Annotated in this window: 13 protein-coding genes; 8 read left to right on the top strand and 5 right to left on the bottom strand. The window is 47.4% G+C overall.

Annotated elements, in window-relative coordinates; all coding sequences use genetic code 11:
* Positions 1 to 25 precede the first annotated feature (25 nt).
* The 6 genes from KWJ01_RS01160 to KWJ01_RS01135 all read left to right on the top strand — a co-directional run bounded on the left by KWJ01_RS01160 (position 26) and on the right by KWJ01_RS01135 (position 6,926).
* Positions 26 to 3,220, top strand: a complete 3,195-nt coding sequence (locus tag KWJ01_RS01160) for an efflux RND transporter permease subunit (protein WP_224994437.1) — start codon at positions 26 to 28, stop codon at positions 3,218 to 3,220.
* A 116-nt stretch (positions 3,221 to 3,336) separates the two neighbouring features.
* Entirely contained in the window at positions 3,337 to 3,579 is a 243-nt protein-coding gene (locus KWJ01_RS01155) for a phosphopantetheine-binding protein (protein ID WP_224994436.1), read from the top strand.
* A gap of 110 nt (positions 3,580 to 3,689) precedes the next feature.
* Positions 3,690 to 4,169: a GbsR/MarR family transcriptional regulator gene (locus KWJ01_RS01150; RefSeq protein WP_224994435.1), complete on the top strand. Its 480-nt coding sequence runs from the start codon at positions 3,690 to 3,692 to the stop codon at positions 4,167 to 4,169.
* A 314-nt stretch (positions 4,170 to 4,483) separates the two neighbouring features.
* A complete protein-coding gene (locus tag KWJ01_RS01145) occupies positions 4,484 to 4,957 on the top strand; it encodes a small multi-drug export protein (protein WP_224994434.1) in 474 nt (157 codons plus the stop codon).
* 290 nt (positions 4,958 to 5,247) lie between these two features.
* The gene (locus KWJ01_RS01140) at positions 5,248 to 6,174 is read left to right on the top strand and encodes a sensor histidine kinase (protein ID WP_224994433.1); all 927 of its coding nucleotides are present in this window, start codon (positions 5,248 to 5,250) and stop codon (positions 6,172 to 6,174) included.
* Positions 6,171 to 6,926 (top strand): LytTR family DNA-binding domain-containing protein, encoded by a 756-nt coding sequence (locus KWJ01_RS01135; RefSeq protein ID WP_224994432.1) that lies wholly within the window; start codon positions 6,171 to 6,173, stop codon positions 6,924 to 6,926. Before KWJ01_RS01140 ends, KWJ01_RS01135 begins: the two co-directional genes overlap by 4 nt.
* A 25-nt stretch (positions 6,927 to 6,951) precedes the next feature.
* Here KWJ01_RS01135 and KWJ01_RS01130 read toward each other — a convergent pair whose 3' ends face one another.
* Both KWJ01_RS01130 and KWJ01_RS01125 read right to left on the bottom strand, forming a co-directional pair.
* Positions 6,952 to 8,247, bottom strand: coding sequence for a metallophosphoesterase family protein (locus KWJ01_RS01130; protein ID WP_224994431.1), 1,296 nt, complete (start codon positions 8,245 to 8,247; stop codon positions 6,952 to 6,954).
* 225 nt (positions 8,248 to 8,472) lie between these two features.
* Entirely contained in the window at positions 8,473 to 9,789 is a 1,317-nt protein-coding gene (locus KWJ01_RS01125; RefSeq protein ID WP_224994430.1) for a metallophosphoesterase family protein, read from the bottom strand.
* A gap of 386 nt (positions 9,790 to 10,175) precedes the next feature.
* Between KWJ01_RS01125 and KWJ01_RS01120 the strand changes: the two genes are divergently transcribed.
* Positions 10,176 to 10,892 (top strand): helix-turn-helix transcriptional regulator, encoded by a 717-nt coding sequence (locus KWJ01_RS01120; RefSeq protein WP_224994429.1) that lies wholly within the window; start codon positions 10,176 to 10,178, stop codon positions 10,890 to 10,892.
* A 369-nt stretch (positions 10,893 to 11,261) separates the two neighbouring features.
* On the opposite strand, the gene KWJ01_RS01115 is transcribed toward KWJ01_RS01120, so the two are convergent.
* The 3 genes from KWJ01_RS01115 to KWJ01_RS01105 all read right to left on the bottom strand — a co-directional run bounded on the left by KWJ01_RS01115 (position 11,262) and on the right by KWJ01_RS01105 (position 14,359).
* Positions 11,262 to 11,663 (bottom strand): hypothetical protein, encoded by a 402-nt coding sequence (locus KWJ01_RS01115; RefSeq protein WP_224994428.1) that lies wholly within the window; start codon positions 11,661 to 11,663, stop codon positions 11,262 to 11,264.
* Positions 11,664 to 11,890: 227 nt separating this feature from the next.
* The gene (locus KWJ01_RS01110; RefSeq protein ID WP_224994427.1) at positions 11,891 to 12,769 is read right to left on the bottom strand and encodes a proline iminopeptidase-family hydrolase; all 879 of its coding nucleotides are present in this window, start codon (positions 12,767 to 12,769) and stop codon (positions 11,891 to 11,893) included.
* Positions 12,770 to 13,093: 324 nt separating this feature from the next.
* The gene (locus tag KWJ01_RS01105; RefSeq protein ID WP_224994426.1) at positions 13,094 to 14,359 is read right to left on the bottom strand and encodes a metallophosphoesterase; all 1,266 of its coding nucleotides are present in this window, start codon (positions 14,357 to 14,359) and stop codon (positions 13,094 to 13,096) included.
* A 260-nt stretch (positions 14,360 to 14,619) separates the two neighbouring features.
* Here KWJ01_RS01105 and KWJ01_RS01100 point away from each other — a divergent pair, with 260 nt between their 5' ends.
* Positions 14,620 to 14,958, top strand: a complete 339-nt coding sequence (locus KWJ01_RS01100; RefSeq protein ID WP_224994425.1) for a hypothetical protein — start codon at positions 14,620 to 14,622, stop codon at positions 14,956 to 14,958.
* Positions 14,959 to 15,149 lie beyond the last annotated feature (191 nt).

Here is a 15,149-nt window from a genome sequence, read left to right as displayed (position 1 = left end):
TTCTTCTCTTTAAGAAACAGACTAAATGAATATTACCAAACTATCCATACAACGTTCAACCATTGTGGTGGTAGTGTTTACGGTGCTCACGCTGCTGGGCCTGGTAAGCTACTTCTCGTTGAACTACGAACTATTGCCAAAATTTTCTCCCCCGGTACTTACCGTAACCACCATCTATCCGGGTGCATCGCCTGCTGAGGTGGAGAACTCGGTAACCAAGGAGCTGGAAGATGCACTTTCTTCACTGGAGAACATTAAGGAGATTAAAAGCACCTCGCAGGAGAGCTTCTCTGTAATTGTTATTCAGCTGAACCAGGGCACCGATGTAGACCTAAGCCTGCAGGATGCCCAGCGTAAAGTAAACGCCATTCTTAGCAACCTTCCCGACGATGCAGATGCCCCTGCTCTGGGTAAGTTCGACTTTGATGATATGCCCATCCTGCAGCTGGGTGCCACGGCTAATATGTCGTCTACCGAGTTTTACGACCTGGTAGAAAACAAGATCAAGCCGGAGCTTTCACGCATACAAGGTGTTGCCCAGGTTAAAATTCTGGGTGGCCAGGAGCGGGAAATCAAGGTAAACATAAATGCCGACAAGCTGGAGGCCTATGGTCTTTCCATCTCTCAGGTACAACAGAAAATCCGCTACTCCAACCTCGACTTTCCTACCGGTAAGATCAAGAACGAAGAGGGTCAGACCCTGATTCGTCTGGCAGGTAAGTACGACTCTGTAGACCAGCTGCGTAACCTGGTGCTGAAGCAGGACCCTAATGGCAGCGTAGTGCGCCTGGCCGATGTGGCCGAAGTACAGGATGCTGAAAAAGACACCGAAGTAATTACGCGGGTAAACCTGCAGAACTCCATCGGTTTGTCTATTCAAAAACAGTCTGATGCCAATGCCGTGGAAGTAAGTGAGCTTAGCCGCCAGGCACTCGCAAAGCTGGAGCAGGTATATGCTGCCGAAGGCCTATCTTTTGTGATTGCCAAAGACAGCTCTGTGTTTACCCTGGAGGCCGCCGATGCCGTTATTCACGACCTTGTGCTGGCGGTTATACTGGTTGCCGTAGTAATGCTGCTGTTCCTGCACTCGCTGCGCAATGCCCTAATCGTAATGATCTCTATCCCGGCTTCGTTAATTGCCACCTTTATTGCCATTAACCTGCTGGGCTACTCCCTGAACCTGATGACCCTGCTGGGCCTCTCACTGGTGGTGGGTATCCTGGTAGACGACGCCATTGTGGTAATTGAGAACATTTACCGCCACATGGAGATGGGCAAAAAGCCTGCACAGGCTGCCTACGATGGTATCCGCGAGATTATGGCCACCGTTACCTCCATTACCCTGGTAATTGTGGTGGTGTTTGTGCCGATTGCCATGTCAACCGGTCTGGTATCTGATATTCTGCGCCAGTTCTCGGTAGTAGTAGCCATCTCAACCATGCTTAGCTTGTTTGTGGCCTTTACCCTGATTCCGCTGCTGGCCAGCCGCTTCTCTAAACTGGAGCACCTGTCGGATAAGAACTTCTTCGGCAGATTTATCCTGGCATTCGAGCGCTTCCTGGACCGCGTGATCGAAGGATTCTCAGCAGCCCTTAGCTGGTCGTTCAACCACAAAATAGTTGTGTTGCTTACCACCTTTGTGCTCTTTGTAGCTTCCGTTGCCCTTATTCCTACAGGCTTTATCGGCAGTGAGTTCGTAAGTGCCGGCGACAGGGGTGAGTTTATTGTACAGCTGGAGCTGCCTAAAAATGCAACGGTAGAGCAAACCAACTTTGCTGCCCGCCAGACAGAAGAGTACCTGCAGCAGTTTCCTGAGGTAACCAAAGTGTTTACCACCGTAGGTACCACAGGTTCGGCACAGGCCGGCCAGAATACTGCCTACCTGGCAGAAGTAAACGTTACGCTTGTAGATGGCAAAGAAAGAGATTTCACCACCAGTACCTTCTCCCGTCAGGTGAAGATTGGCCTGGAAGAAACCATTCCCGGTGTTAAGTTCTCCGCACTGCCGGTGAGCATGGTGGGCAATGCCAACCAGGCCCCTATCCAGGTGATCCTGTCGGGTGCAAACCTCGATAAACTAATGCCCGTTGCCGACCAGGTACTGGCCGAGGTAGAGCAGGTACAGGGTACCGCCGAGGTGAAGAAATCAGTAGAAGAAGGTAACCCCGAGATTGCCGTTTCGGTAGACCGCGATAAAATGTCGCAGCTGGGCCTTTCGCTGGAGGTAGTAGGTGCCGGTATGCAAACTGCCTTTAATGGTAATACCGATGCCCAGTTCCGCGGCACAGACAACGACTACGACATCAACATCAGGCTTGATCAGTTCGACCGCAAGGATGTGAATGACATCGGTAACCTGTCGTTTATAAACAGCCGTGGCGAGATCATCAGGTTAAACCAGTTTGCCGATATTCAGCAAACCTCCGGCCCTTCCAAACTGGAGCGCCAGGACCGGGTAGCTTCTGTAACCATTAACTCGCAGGTGGTAGGCCGCCCTTCCGGTTCGGTTGGTGCCGAAATCCAGGAGCGTATTGGTAAAATGCAACTGCCCGATGAGGTAACCGTAAGTTATGGTGGAGACCTGAAGAACCAGTCAGAAGGTTTTGGCTCCCTGGGCACTGCCCTGCTCGCGGCCCTGATCTTTGTATACCTGATCATGGTAGGCCTGTACGACAGCTATGTGTACCCACTGGTAGTACTGTTCTCTATTCCGCTGGCGATCATTGGTGCGCTGCTGGCGCTGGCGCTGTCGGCCTCCACGCTTAGCATCTTCTCTATCCTGGGTATCATCATGCTGATTGGCCTGGTTGCCAAAAACGCCATTCTGGTGGTAGACTTTACAAACAACCTGAAGGAAGAAGGCATAGAAGTGAAGAAGGCGCTGGACGAAGCCGTGCGTATCCGCTTCCGCCCAATTCTGATGACCACCCTGGCGATGGTGATTGGTATGCTGCCCATTGCCCTGGCAAGCGGTGCAGGTGCCGAATGGAAAAATGGCCTGGCCTGGGCACTTATTGGCGGCCTTACCAGCTCCATGTTCCTTACCCTGATTGTGGTACCGGTGATCTACTACCTGTTTGACCGTCTGCTGGCCAAGTTTGGCCTCGACAAGAAAAGAAAGATTGAGCTGGTTGATAAAACCCACGAAGAGCTGGAGCACGAAACAGCCATACTGGAAGAAGCAAAACTTAACCAAGCCCATGCACATGTACCTGCATAGGGTTTTAGAAACTGTTAAAAAGTAAAAAGCAGTTGGTGCCTTTTCTGCCCGGGCCAGAAAAGGCACTAAACTTGCTTGTATATTTTAAATTTACCATCAGTTAAATAATAAAAGCCATGGAATACACTTACCCAACCATAGTTGCCACAGTGACACGTATGATCAGCAAGAACAAAGGTGTTCGTAAATCAGCCATACTGGTAAAGGATAATCTTAGAGAGCTTGGCTTAGACCAGCTCGATGTGGTTGATCTTATTTTAGAAGTGGAGAAAAAGTATCATATTACCATTCCGGACGAGGTGCCAGTGGAAACCGTAACCGATATTGCCCGCTTCGTTTACACCCACGCAGCTGCCTGATAAGGCGGCTGGCCGGGCTTTTTTGTACCTCTACCTCATAAACAAAATACAGGTTAAAGTATTTTACATACCTTTGGCCGTAATAGTAATGTTTAACAACAGAATTGTACATGACAGAGCTTAAGCTATCTGAAGAACAAAAAGCATTAATAGAAGAGCTGGGGGTTTTCCATGAGCAGAACGGCTTGCAGCCCGCTGCTGCCAGAATCATCTCTCTGCTTCTGATAGCTGACAAAACCGAACTTACTTTTGATGAAATACGGGAGGCCCTGAACTTAAGCAAAAGCGCTACGAGCTATGGCCTTAACTTTCTGCTCTCCATCAACAGAATAGATTATATTACCCTGCCAGGCGACCGCAAACGCTATTTCCGCACCAGGCTGGTAACCTGGGAGAAAGAAGTTCACCGCCACCTGGAAAGCATGCTGAAAGGCAACCTGCTGCTAAAGAAAGTACTCAATCAGAGAACTCCTGAAACTGAAAGCTTCAATAACAAGCTTCAGGAGGTGATAGAATTCATGGAATACCTGGAAAAAGAACTTCCGCTGGTAGTACAGCGGTGGCATGATACCAAGAAGAAACCTGAATAAGCTGAACACCACCGCTTAACAAAAGTACGAAGTGCTGTTTCCATATGGAAACAGCACTTCGTGCATACAGGCAATGGCATACCGGCCCTAGCATTATACAGCGTGCAGCCTCCGGCTTTTTAATATTGCATGCTGGTCATCCTAAAAAAAGCAGCTGTATCTGCCGGGCTAATGCTTTTTATCAGGCTTAATTACCTTTCATAAAATTTATTCAGAATCCGCCCATTTCTTAGCCGTTTTTGGAATTTATTCGTTAGAAGAAGCTGTTCCCTTTGATATCTTTACATTTTAAAACTTAAGGTTTAAACCTACCTATGTTTGCGCTTTTAGACGAACTCATCTTTACCTTTTTATTAAGCATTTCACCTTTTGGTGAAGCCCGTGCAGGCATACCTTATGCGGTTTTAAATGATGTGCACATTCTGCTGGCATTTATAGTAGGCCTTACTGCAAATTTGCTGGTATTCCCGGTTCTTACCTGGCTTATCGATACCTTCAGCAAAAGGTTCTGGCACAACCGCACCTACAGAAAAGGGGTGATCAGCCTCTCGAAAAGGGCTAAAAAAAGCGTGGGTGTTCATAATCAGAAATATGGCTTCTGGGGTTTGATGGTATTTGTGATGGTTCCACTGCCCGGCACCGGAGCATACATTGGCACCATTGCTGCACATGTGCTCAAAATTGAGCGTAAAAAGGCATTTCTTGCCATCAGCATCGGGGTAATTGTTTCCAGCGTTCTTATGGCCGTTGGCTCTTACCTGGGCAATATAGGGCTTGAACTTTTATAGCGTACAAAGTCCACGCAAACAGCAGCTGGCGTTAAGCTGTATTTGCTTTGCATGCAATTATTGATTTAAAAACATTCTGTTACTAACATAATTCGTCCCCAACGAAAGAGCAGTAACTTCTATCAATAGTGGCCTTTGGTGATTACCAAAGGCCGCTTTCATTTACAGCAAATAGCTTCGGAGTGCTGTGCGGCCAGCACCACAAATACATCAAGGTTTGATAATACTAAGGTAAAGGTCAGGATATAGCCCTGCAGTATCTTTGTAGTTTAAGACTACAGCCAGGGAATATGCGTACCACCCTTGCCATTTTTTGCTTATTGCTCCTTGCCTTAGCCGTACTACAGGCTCCTTTCTCCGGAATTCCACAAACAGAACCGGGGATGAACAGCCCTGCAGCAAGCGCCGCTGCTTACAGCAATATTGTTGTTCAGGCACCATACCAGGCAGATATTCTGTTCAGCCAGGAACCGCAGTTCCGGGAATCGGCCCTGTTCTCCTGGACAATACTGGCCTTTGTACTGATCATGCTCATTTCTGTTTGCCGCAGCAGTATACAGTGGCACCAGCGGAAAAAGGAAATCAAGATCAGGCAGTATGAATCGGAGCTAAACCTGCTCAAAAGCCAGATAAGCCCCCACTTCCTCTTTAACAGCCTCAACAACATTTACTCCCTGTGCATTTTGGAGCCGCAAAGTGCGGGTGTAATGGTCATGAACCTCTCAAAAATGCTGCGCTACATGCTGTATGAGTGCCAGGGCGAGCGGGTACAACTGGCCAGGGAGCTAAGCTTTCTGCAGGAATATGTATACATGCAGCAGGAAAAAAATCATGACAACAACATGATTGAGTTTATTGTAAGCGGCTATGTGGGCCAGCAAACCATCGCACCTTTACTGCTGATCAATTTTCTGGAGAACAGCTTCAAGCACAGCGACCTTAGCATTAACCCCAATGGCTTTATCAGCATAAAAATTACTGTTGAACAACAGAAACTGGAATTCAGCTGCAGCAATACGTACAGCAAGAGTCTGCAGCAGGAGCTGGGGCACCCCGGAGGACTTGGTATCAAAAATACCAGGAAAAGGCTTGAGCTTCTGTACCCCGGCCGGCACCAGCTCAGCATCAGCAAAAAGCAAAATCAGTACAGGGTACAACTTAGCCTGTGGTTAAAGGAATGTCCTGTGCAACACACCACGAAAGAAGCAACACCATGAATCTAAAAACAATTATAATAGATGATGAAGTACATGCCAGAAACATCCTGGCACATTACATAAGCCGCCTGCAGGGTTTTGAGCTGATTGCCAGCTACGACAACTGCATTAGCTGCTTTGAGGCCCACGACCTGGACCAGGTAGACCTGATATTGCTGGATATTAACCTGCCTACCATATCGGGCCTGCAGTTTGCACGCACGCTTGCCCGTTATAAAGCAGAGGTAATCTTTACCACTGCCTATTCCGAACATGCCCTGCAGGGCTATGAGCATAATATTGTAGACTACCTGCTAAAACCAATTGCTTTCGACAGATTTTCAAAAGCAATGGAAAAAGCCGCGCAGCTCATTATGCTAAAGAAGGGCCGCGGAACAGAAACCAAGCTTACCGAAACAGTAGCACAAGCACAGCCGGATCGGCCAAAGAACGATTTTCTTTTCATCAAAGCAGATTATAAGATCATGAAGGTATGCTTCGATGACATTATCTTTATCGAAGGCTTTCAGGAATATGTGCGCATACACCTGGTGAAGGGCAAACCCATCATTACACTGCAGTCGTTAAAAAAGATTGTGGAGGTGCTGCCTACGGAACAGTTTTTCAGGGTACACCGCTCTTACATCATCAACATTAACCGGCTGGAGTATGTACAGCAGAAAATAGTTTCTATAGGAGGAAAAGAGCTGAAAATAGGCAAAAACTACTGGGAAGATTTCTCCAGCTATTTAAGCAGCCACGGCATTTTTTAAGGCTGCAGGGCTGTACCCCCGGGTGCTACAGTTCATTATCTGCACCTGTTTTTGTAATGCTGAAGCGGTCCAGCACCTTACCATCCAGGGAGCTGATGGCTTCGGCCTGTAATTGGTTGCCATCTATGGCCACCCTAAGAAAAGCCCAGTCGTGCATGCTAACTGCCACCAGGTTTTTGTGCCTGCACCGCTGCGGATCTGGCTTGAAAGGTGTGGGGTCGGAGCCTATGCCCCGCAGTTTGCCACCACTGCCAACGGTAATAGAAATAAAGCCATCTACATTTTTGTATGCTGTTGTGTTGCCAACCCATTCCGGCAGCACTTCGCCTGCCCCGCCCATAGGGTTCAGCCGCTCGTAGGTGTGGGCGTGGCCGTTCAGCACCAGGTCTACACCATACTTGGAAAACAGGGGGTAGAGCTCAATAACCCGCTCTGTATCCTGCTTATAGGTACAGGACTTGCCGTTGTAGTGCAGCAGCACTACCAGCCACTGGTAGCCTTTTTTGCGGGCCTGCTCCAGGTCCCTGATCAGCCAGGCTTTCTGCTCCTCAAACTCATAGAATTGCCCTTTGCGGCTATCCAGCGCAATAAAATGGGTGTTGCCCTGGTCAAAGCTGTAGTAGTGCTCATTGCCCGGCAGCTTCCACTCCTGTATAAAGTTCTGCTCCGGGTTTACATTCCACTCGTGGTTGCCCAGCAGGGCAAAGGTAGGGATGCTGGAGAAAACATCTGCAAAGTAGTTGAACAGGTGCAGGTCGTAGCCTTCACTTTCGCCATCTGGATAGATAATGTCACCCAGCAGCAGCCCAAAATCAGGGGTATCTGCCAGGTTGCTGATCTGCACGGCCAGTTTATCAGGCTTGCCTTCATTTTCTACCGGCTCGCCTATATCGCCTGCAGCATAAAAAGAAAAAGGGGCCGAAGCTTTTTTGGGGGCCCTGAAGCCGAATGTTTCATCTGGCTGCAGTTCCTGCCCGTCTGTAAAAATCCTGTACTGGTATTTAGTGCCTGCCTTCAGGCCTCTGATCGTTACCAGGTTCTCAACACCGCCCACTCGTTTTTGATTAACCAGTCCGCTGATCTCCTTCCATTTTCTTCCATTTTCAGGTTTATACAGCAGTGCACAGCGGCTTGCGCTGCTGGTTCTCCATAGCACACTAATGCTATCGGCAAGAGCAGTTTGCAAGTAGGGTTTACGCAGCAATTGCGGGGCTGCTACAGAAGCTTCTTTTTGTTGGGCAGCGGGCATTTGCTCCTGACTAACACCAGCCAAAGACAGCAGTAAACCTATCAATAACGCTAAACAATGATGTGTGATCATAATGATCGGCCTGTATTCTGCCCTAAAACTAGCAATCTGCCCCAAGTAATTGCATCTGATTCAACAAAGAGTAAAAAAACCACTACAAAAGCAACTCCTGGCTCTATGAATGGAGTTTATACCACCGGTAAAGCCACTCACGGTGATGCTATACGCTTTTAGCCAGGCAGCGGGCGAATACTAGTAAATGCTTAAAGGAAAAAGCCTTGATGCAGCCTTTGCTGGCTAGCCCTTGTTGACCACTTCATCTGTGGTTGCTATCTGTTTTTTGGTCATAACAAAGCGGTCCAGCACTTCTCCATCGAGGGTACCGATTGCTTCTGCCTCCAGTTTATTATCATCTATCTTTATCCGCAGAAAAGCCCATTCGTGGTTTGCAGTAGCAACCAGGTTCTGGTGCCGGCAATTCTCCGGGTCTGGCTGAAATGGCTTTTTATCGAGACCTACCCCGCGTAGTTTACCACCACTCCCTACAGTAATGGAAATAAAGCCTTTTACATTTTCATACAAACCGGTTTTGCCTATCCACTGTGGCAAAGCCTCTCCCCTGCCATTCATGGGGTTAAGGCGTTCGTAGGTGTGGGCGTGGCCGTTCAGCACCAGGTCAATGCCATACTTGTCAAAAATCGGGTAAAGCTCTATTAAACGTTTTGTATCTTTTTTATAGGTACAGGACTTACCATTATGATGCACCATTACCACCTGCCACTGGTAACCTTTGGCTTTGGCTTTTTTAAGGTCCCGGACCAGCCAGGCCTTTTGCTTTTCATACTCATAAAAATCGCCCTCTTTAGAATCAAGGGCTATAAAGTGGGTATTACCCCAGTCAAAGCTGTAATAATGCTCATTACCCGGAAGCTTCCACTCCTGAATAAAATTTTGCTCCGGGTCTACCATCCATTCGTGGTTTCCCGGAATGGCAAAGGTGGGTACACGGGAAAAAACCTGCCCAAAGTAATTAAAAAAATGCTGATCGTAGCCTTCGCTCTCTCCTTTGGGATAAACAATATCGCCAAGCAGCAATCCAAAATCAGGAACAGTGTTAAGTAAGGATATTTGTTCTGCCAGCTTATCGGGCTTGCCTTCATTATCTACCGGCTCACCTATATCTCCTACAGAAAAGAAGGTAAATGATTCTGTTGCTTTCTTAGGCGCCCTGAAGAGCAATTCTGTTTCCGGCACCATTTCCACCCCGTCTGTAAAAATATTGTACTGGTAAACAGTTCCTGCCTTCAGACCCTTGATGGTAACCAGGTTTTCCACACCACCTACGCGTTTTTTTGTAATAACGCCCGAAGCCTTCTGCCATTCTTTTGCACCTGCAGGCTTATAAGATACTTCGCAATTCTTACCCTTATTAGTTCTCCACAAAATACTGATACTATCTGCCAGGGCCGTTTGAAGATAAGGCTGCCTAAGCAGAACCGGTGCAGCTAACGAAGCTTCTAACTGGTCAATCTTTTCGCTTTGTTCTACAAAACCAAAAACACCAACTGTAACAATAAAACTCAATAAAAAAACAAGGTTTCTTTGTGTAAACATAGCTCAACGATTTATAACTAAAACTACGATGCGGAATTAGAAGTAACCTGAAGTTTCTATTAGTGTTCAAAAAACAGGTATGAAAGAGACTTTACTTTCTATTAAGGAGTAGCAGAAAACCTTTTGATAATATACAGTTCTATTAACCTGAGATTCGCCCCTGGCATAGCCGGGCAATGCCCCTGGATGTTGATTTTTCCCATATCAGCTGTGTGTTCCTTTTAGCATAAGCTGGTTCTGCAGCTATATTACGAAGCTTACTATACTCTGTTTTAAACTTATTGGTTGCAATAATTTTGAATATATGTGTTAGCAAATTGCCTTTTGCCGTTATGCTTTTTATATTGATATCTCTCCTCTTTTTGGTACGGTATCAAACAAGCCTGATGTACTATACAGAAAAAGAGCTACTTGAAAGGCAACGAAACCAGTTTTTTCGCCTCCAGCAGTTTCTTCGTGAGAAGAAAATTGACATAGATGATTTCTGTGACCTTATTCCCGGTTCCTGCTCCCTAAACCGCATCAATTCTATTGAAATGGTGTACCTGGATAAAAACTCCCGGGAAATACTGGAGATTGAAAAAGAAAAAGTGGAAAAGGATGGCCTGCGGGTAATCAAAAAGATATTAGATCCATCCTGTCTGCAATACGTAAAGCAGATAAACAAAACTGCCGATTTCTCTGAGCCCTCGTTTATTCTGTCTACCTTCCAGCACCTGTCCCACGATCCTATAGCAGTGATAGAACAAAACAGGCATACCTACAAATGGTGCTTTTCCAGCAAAAAGAAGTTTACTGATAACCTGACCATTTCCATCACACAACCCCTGGATGAGCTGGGAAAGTTGTATCATCAGCTGGAAAAGGTGCTAGAGGAAAATATATTCCTGAAGCAGAACTTTAAAAAGCTCGATACCCTTACCCGCCGTGAAAGGGAAATTATGCAGCAGATCTCAAGAGGCAAAACCAGTGACCAGATTGCAGAGCATCTCTGTATCTCTACTCATACGGTTAACACACACCGAAAGAACATTTGGCATAAGCTGGGAATCAAAAGCTATGCAGAACTGATCAAATTTTCGGAGCATTTCGACCTGCTCTAATTTACGCAAGCCCCAGGATCCAACAGAAAATTGGGGTGCATCCTTTCAAGATATCCCGCCGCCTGACGGGTGGATGCTTTCGCAAAGTCTTCCGGCTTCGCTTTACATTAACCATAAGATACTGCTGATAATACATTCCTCACCGGCAGCCATCAACTACCTGCAACAGCTATACACAGCAGCCGGGGAAAATAGACCGGTTTCACAGCCAAAGGCTTCAGCTTCAATAAAAAGTATGATTGCCCGTAGTACCTGCATCGCTTTGTGATGAACAGCAGATCATGAGTGCCACTACATAAGGTGCCCGGGAAAAGAAGTCCCACAAATCTAGTTGCGGGCTAAGCAGCTAAAACCATGGTTATCCAGGCGCTAACATAGCGTCCACTGGAGCAGGTGCTTTTCGCCCCTGATGCTCAGCACACACTTATCACCAGGCCAGCGGGAGGTATCCAGGCTCCAGAAAAAGCTGCTTTTGCCCTTAGGTAAGGCAAATCTCTTTTGCGCCAGCTTTTGTTTGTTATCAGCACTGGAAATGCTTATCTGGAACAGTTGCATAGGCCCGCAGTTAATAAACTCCAGCCATACCCCACCCGGAAAAGATGTTGGTAACACAACCGTATTTGGCAGACTGTATGCAGATGCAGCCGCAGCAGGTGATGCTGACCGGCTGCTTTTTTGCGTATCAGGCTCTTTTTGCTGAAGCTCATCCATTTGATAACGTTCCTGAACAGGCTTTGCAGCGTAATCCCGCTGATGAGTAAAAAGGCTCATAGGCAAAAAATGTTAGGGGTGAAAAGAATAAAAGAAAGTTAGAGCTATCAGCAGGGCGAGGCAATACCTAGAAATAGGTATATTAGCCTAGTTTTTAACTGAATTTCAGCACATTGAATACATGAAGCTCCCTCCAGGGGCAGTTTTAAATGCGTAATGTCCAGAGATCCGGTATAGCCGCCTTACGCAATCCCTCTGATGTTATTCAAGGTACCAGCTCCGGCATACTAAGCATTCACTTCAGCCGCATACTCCATAAAGTCTAAAAGCTGGCTTACAAACTCCTCCGAGGACTGCCACCAGCCAAAATGTTCTCCTTTACTGCAGATGTGGTATCGGCTATCCTGCAGTTCCTTATGCCACTGGATCAGGTCTTCCTCAAAAGCAAGGCCTCCCGGAAAGCCAATCAGCTGTACCGGAACAGCAATTTTGCTTATATCCCCTCTTCTATCCCAGCTTGTCCATGGCCCCTTAAATACAAAAGGGCCTGCACCCAGGGTGTTCAACAGCACCGGAAAAGAAAAGTGGCTCCAGCAATCCTGCAGGGGCTGCGGCCAGGGCAACAGGGTGCAGTAATACCTGCCAAACCATTCCTGCATCAGCAACTGCTGATATTCCGGCTCCATTACTTTACCCGCCTCTTCCAGCTGGTCCATTCGCTGCAGCACAGGGGCTGGGAGTTGCCCGCGCAGCCGGAGCACGTTCTGCTGGAATTTTGCATAGGAACCGGGCATCCCCATCAGCATAATACCCTTCAGGTTTTCATGCTGATAACTCAGCAGGTATTCAACAAGCACCATCACCCCCGCAGAATGTGCCAGGATAAAATCAGGCCTTAACGCCTCCACCACCTCATACAACTGATCTGCAAACTTATCAAGACTGAAAAGGCTGGTATCTTCGGGCATATCTGAATAATAAGAGCCCAGTTGATCATAATAAATTACTTGCACACCCCTGGGATTCAGAAGAGCGGGCAGGTTAGCAAAACATTCGTGGGTAAGCCCGGGGCCACCATGCAGCGTTAAAAGTTTTGTTCCTGCTGTGCCAGTTGTTTTGGTATAAACCTGATGGCCATTCTGAAGCTGTATGTTTTGTTCCTGCATAGATGAATGCTGATTAGGATTCCTTAAACTAGCCCAGGCGGGCCTGTGCTAAAGATTCAGGAATAATAAAAAACTGAAGCCTCTTTGGGCATAAGGCGGTACAAAAGCTTAAAAATAAGAGCCCTGTAGCTGGCTCTATAAACTAACAAAAGATGATGAGAATGGAAAGCCTACTTACTAATTCGTTGTGATTGAAAGCTTATTCATCGTCAGCTATAATAGCACTGGCTTATTCCAGGTATGTATTGGTATGTATTTTTATATACAAGTGGCAGGTCGGGCTAAATAAACCACTGGCCGTTCAGTCACCAATGGAGGTAACCATCAAGCATTTCCTCTGCCCCTCCTTAACTCCAGCACGGTTACTTCGGGCCAGATGCCCACCCTGCCCGAGAAGCCGATAAAGCCAAAGCCGCGATTTACATACAAAAATTGTTTACCAGCCTCTGCCAGGCCTGCCCAGTATTTGTAGCGGTACTGCACCGGGCTCCACTTTACCAGGGGCGTCTCCACCCCAAACTGCATACCATGGGTGTGGCCGGAGAGGGTAAGGTGTACGTGGGTGGGGTGGTCTTTTACTACTTCAGTCCAGTGAGAGGGATCGTGCGAAAGCAGAATTTTAAAAGCATTGGGGTCTACACCTGCAAGTGCTTTGTCCAGGTCGCCCTTTTCGATAAAGCCCCTGCCCCAGTTCTCCACGCCCAGCAATGCCAGCTTCTCTCCTCCCTTTTCAATCATCACGTGCTCGTCGAGTAACAGGCGATAGCCCATCTCGGCATGATGCTGCTTGAGCCGCTCCAGGTTAGCTTCTTGGGCAGCCTCGCTGGGCCATTCGTGGTACATGCCGTAATCATGATTGCCAAGGATAGAGTATTGTCCAAAAGGCGCCTTTATCTGGCTAAAATGTTCTTTGTAGGGTACAATCTCCGGCGCCTCGTCATTTACCAGGTCGCCGGTAAACACAAAGAGATCAGAATTTTGTGCCTTCGCCAGCGCAATACCACGCTGAACAGCTTCCGGATCATCAAAACTTCCGGAGTGCACATCGGAAAGCTGGGTAATGGTAAAACCATCGAAAGCCGGGGGCAGATCATCAAAATATACGACCTGACGGTGCAGGGTATAGTTGTATTTGCCACGGGTAGTGCCATACAGAAAAGAGGCAAAGGGTATGCCTGCCAGTACCAGCGCCAGCTGGCTTACAAATTTTCTGCGCCCGGGCATCAGCGGCTCCTGATGCGCCTCTTTACTGGCTGATGAGCGCCTGAAAAAGCGAAAAGCCGCTGTTAGCAGGCGGTAAATATCTTCTGCCAGCAGCACCAGCGCAAACACCAGCTGGGTTACAAAGAGGGTAAGGAAAGCATTGATAAACCACTGCACCAGACTGGTTGCCGTATCTTCTGAAAAACGCACGTAGACAGACCAGGCAAAACCTGCAATGAACAGTACAATAAATATCCAGTAAGCCCAGAGAACAGCTTTTCGCAGCTGCTGTGACCGCCAGCCTGCTGTAAGCTTTTTGATACCCTGAAACACGTACCAGTTCAGCAAGAGGAATACTACCCCAAGTATAGAGATAAAGCGCAGCATTTTAAATTAAAGTCATGGACTGTATTATAACAAACCTACCCTTTTCAGCACAGATTTGCCGTTACAACATAAGTAGCTAACGGAGCAATCGGAAATTGGATATAAAAATTTTTGTACAGCGTGTTCTTCGGCTGGCGGGTGCCCAAAACAGCAGCCGGGATGCGGAGTCTTCTGCATGGCGGCTTTGATAAAAATTTGCTTTGTACCATCTTGCAGCTTTTCTTAAAGCTTTATCAGTAGCAGCAGAAACAGCGATATTTATGGAATTACAAGGCAAGTGGACAAAAGACCCGGAAGAGGGCTACATGGACTTTGGTTCTTCGCAGCTGCAGCGCCTGTATGAGGCCATTACTGATGAGTACCACCAGGTGTACAGCGAATGCCTCCAACGCTACGATGACGATGAGGCAGCTCAGCGCGAGGCCCGCTCCCGGGGCTACGAAATGCTCACCGACTATAAAACCATAGACGGCGCCGAAGAATTTGCTACCTCCTACACCACCCCTTCCTATAGCATGGACCTCTGGTACCAGACCGATCCCCGCACCGGCAAAAGAGTGTACGACAAGGGCTTTATCAGAATTAGCCGTAAATCTTAGGCAGTAGCCTTGCTGCAAACCTGTCTGGCCTGAAATCTTCATTTTTAGCCTTCTGTAGTAGTATTGTTGTAGTGCAATCCTTTGCCTGATGTAGTATTGATGTACCCCTTTAATTGGATTAGCCATAAATCCGCAGCTATTTGATGCTAACGTTTGAACAGGCTGGCAAAGGGGATTTTTATTTCTACTCC

The sequence above is a fragment of the Cesiribacter sp. SM1 genome (assembly GCF_020178975.1).
Taxonomy (GTDB): Bacteria; Bacteroidota; Bacteroidia; order Cytophagales; family Cyclobacteriaceae; genus Cesiribacter.
This window is presented reverse-complemented; position numbering and strand designations above follow the sequence as displayed.

Bases quoted from the DNA above. Each gene is read 5' to 3' on its own strand.
- KWJ01_RS01160 (WP_224994437.1), top strand. From the start codon at position 26: ATGAATATTACCAAACTATCCATACAACGTTCAACCATTGTGGTGGTA.
- KWJ01_RS01155 (WP_224994436.1), top strand. From the start codon at position 3,337: ATGGAATACACTTACCCAACCATAGTTGCCACAGTGACACGTATGATC.
- KWJ01_RS01150 (WP_224994435.1), top strand. From the start codon at position 3,690: ATGACAGAGCTTAAGCTATCTGAAGAACAAAAAGCATTAATAGAAGAG.
- KWJ01_RS01145 (WP_224994434.1), top strand. From the start codon at position 4,484: ATGTTTGCGCTTTTAGACGAACTCATCTTTACCTTTTTATTAAGCATT.
- KWJ01_RS01140 (WP_224994433.1), top strand. From the start codon at position 5,248: ATGCGTACCACCCTTGCCATTTTTTGCTTATTGCTCCTTGCCTTAGCC.
- KWJ01_RS01135 (WP_224994432.1), top strand. From the start codon at position 6,171: ATGAATCTAAAAACAATTATAATAGATGATGAAGTACATGCCAGAAAC.
- KWJ01_RS01130 (WP_224994431.1), bottom strand. From the start codon at position 8,247: ATGATCACACATCATTGTTTAGCGTTATTGATAGGTTTACTGCTGTCT.
- KWJ01_RS01125 (WP_224994430.1), bottom strand. From the start codon at position 9,789: ATGTTTACACAAAGAAACCTTGTTTTTTTATTGAGTTTTATTGTTACA.
- KWJ01_RS01120 (WP_224994429.1), top strand. From the start codon at position 10,176: ATGTACTATACAGAAAAAGAGCTACTTGAAAGGCAACGAAACCAGTTT.
- KWJ01_RS01115 (WP_224994428.1), bottom strand. From the start codon at position 11,663: ATGAGCCTTTTTACTCATCAGCGGGATTACGCTGCAAAGCCTGTTCAG.
- KWJ01_RS01110 (WP_224994427.1), bottom strand. From the start codon at position 12,769: ATGCAGGAACAAAACATACAGCTTCAGAATGGCCATCAGGTTTATACC.
- KWJ01_RS01105 (WP_224994426.1), bottom strand. From the start codon at position 14,359: ATGCTGCGCTTTATCTCTATACTTGGGGTAGTATTCCTCTTGCTGAAC.
- KWJ01_RS01100 (WP_224994425.1), top strand. From the start codon at position 14,620: ATGGAATTACAAGGCAAGTGGACAAAAGACCCGGAAGAGGGCTACATG.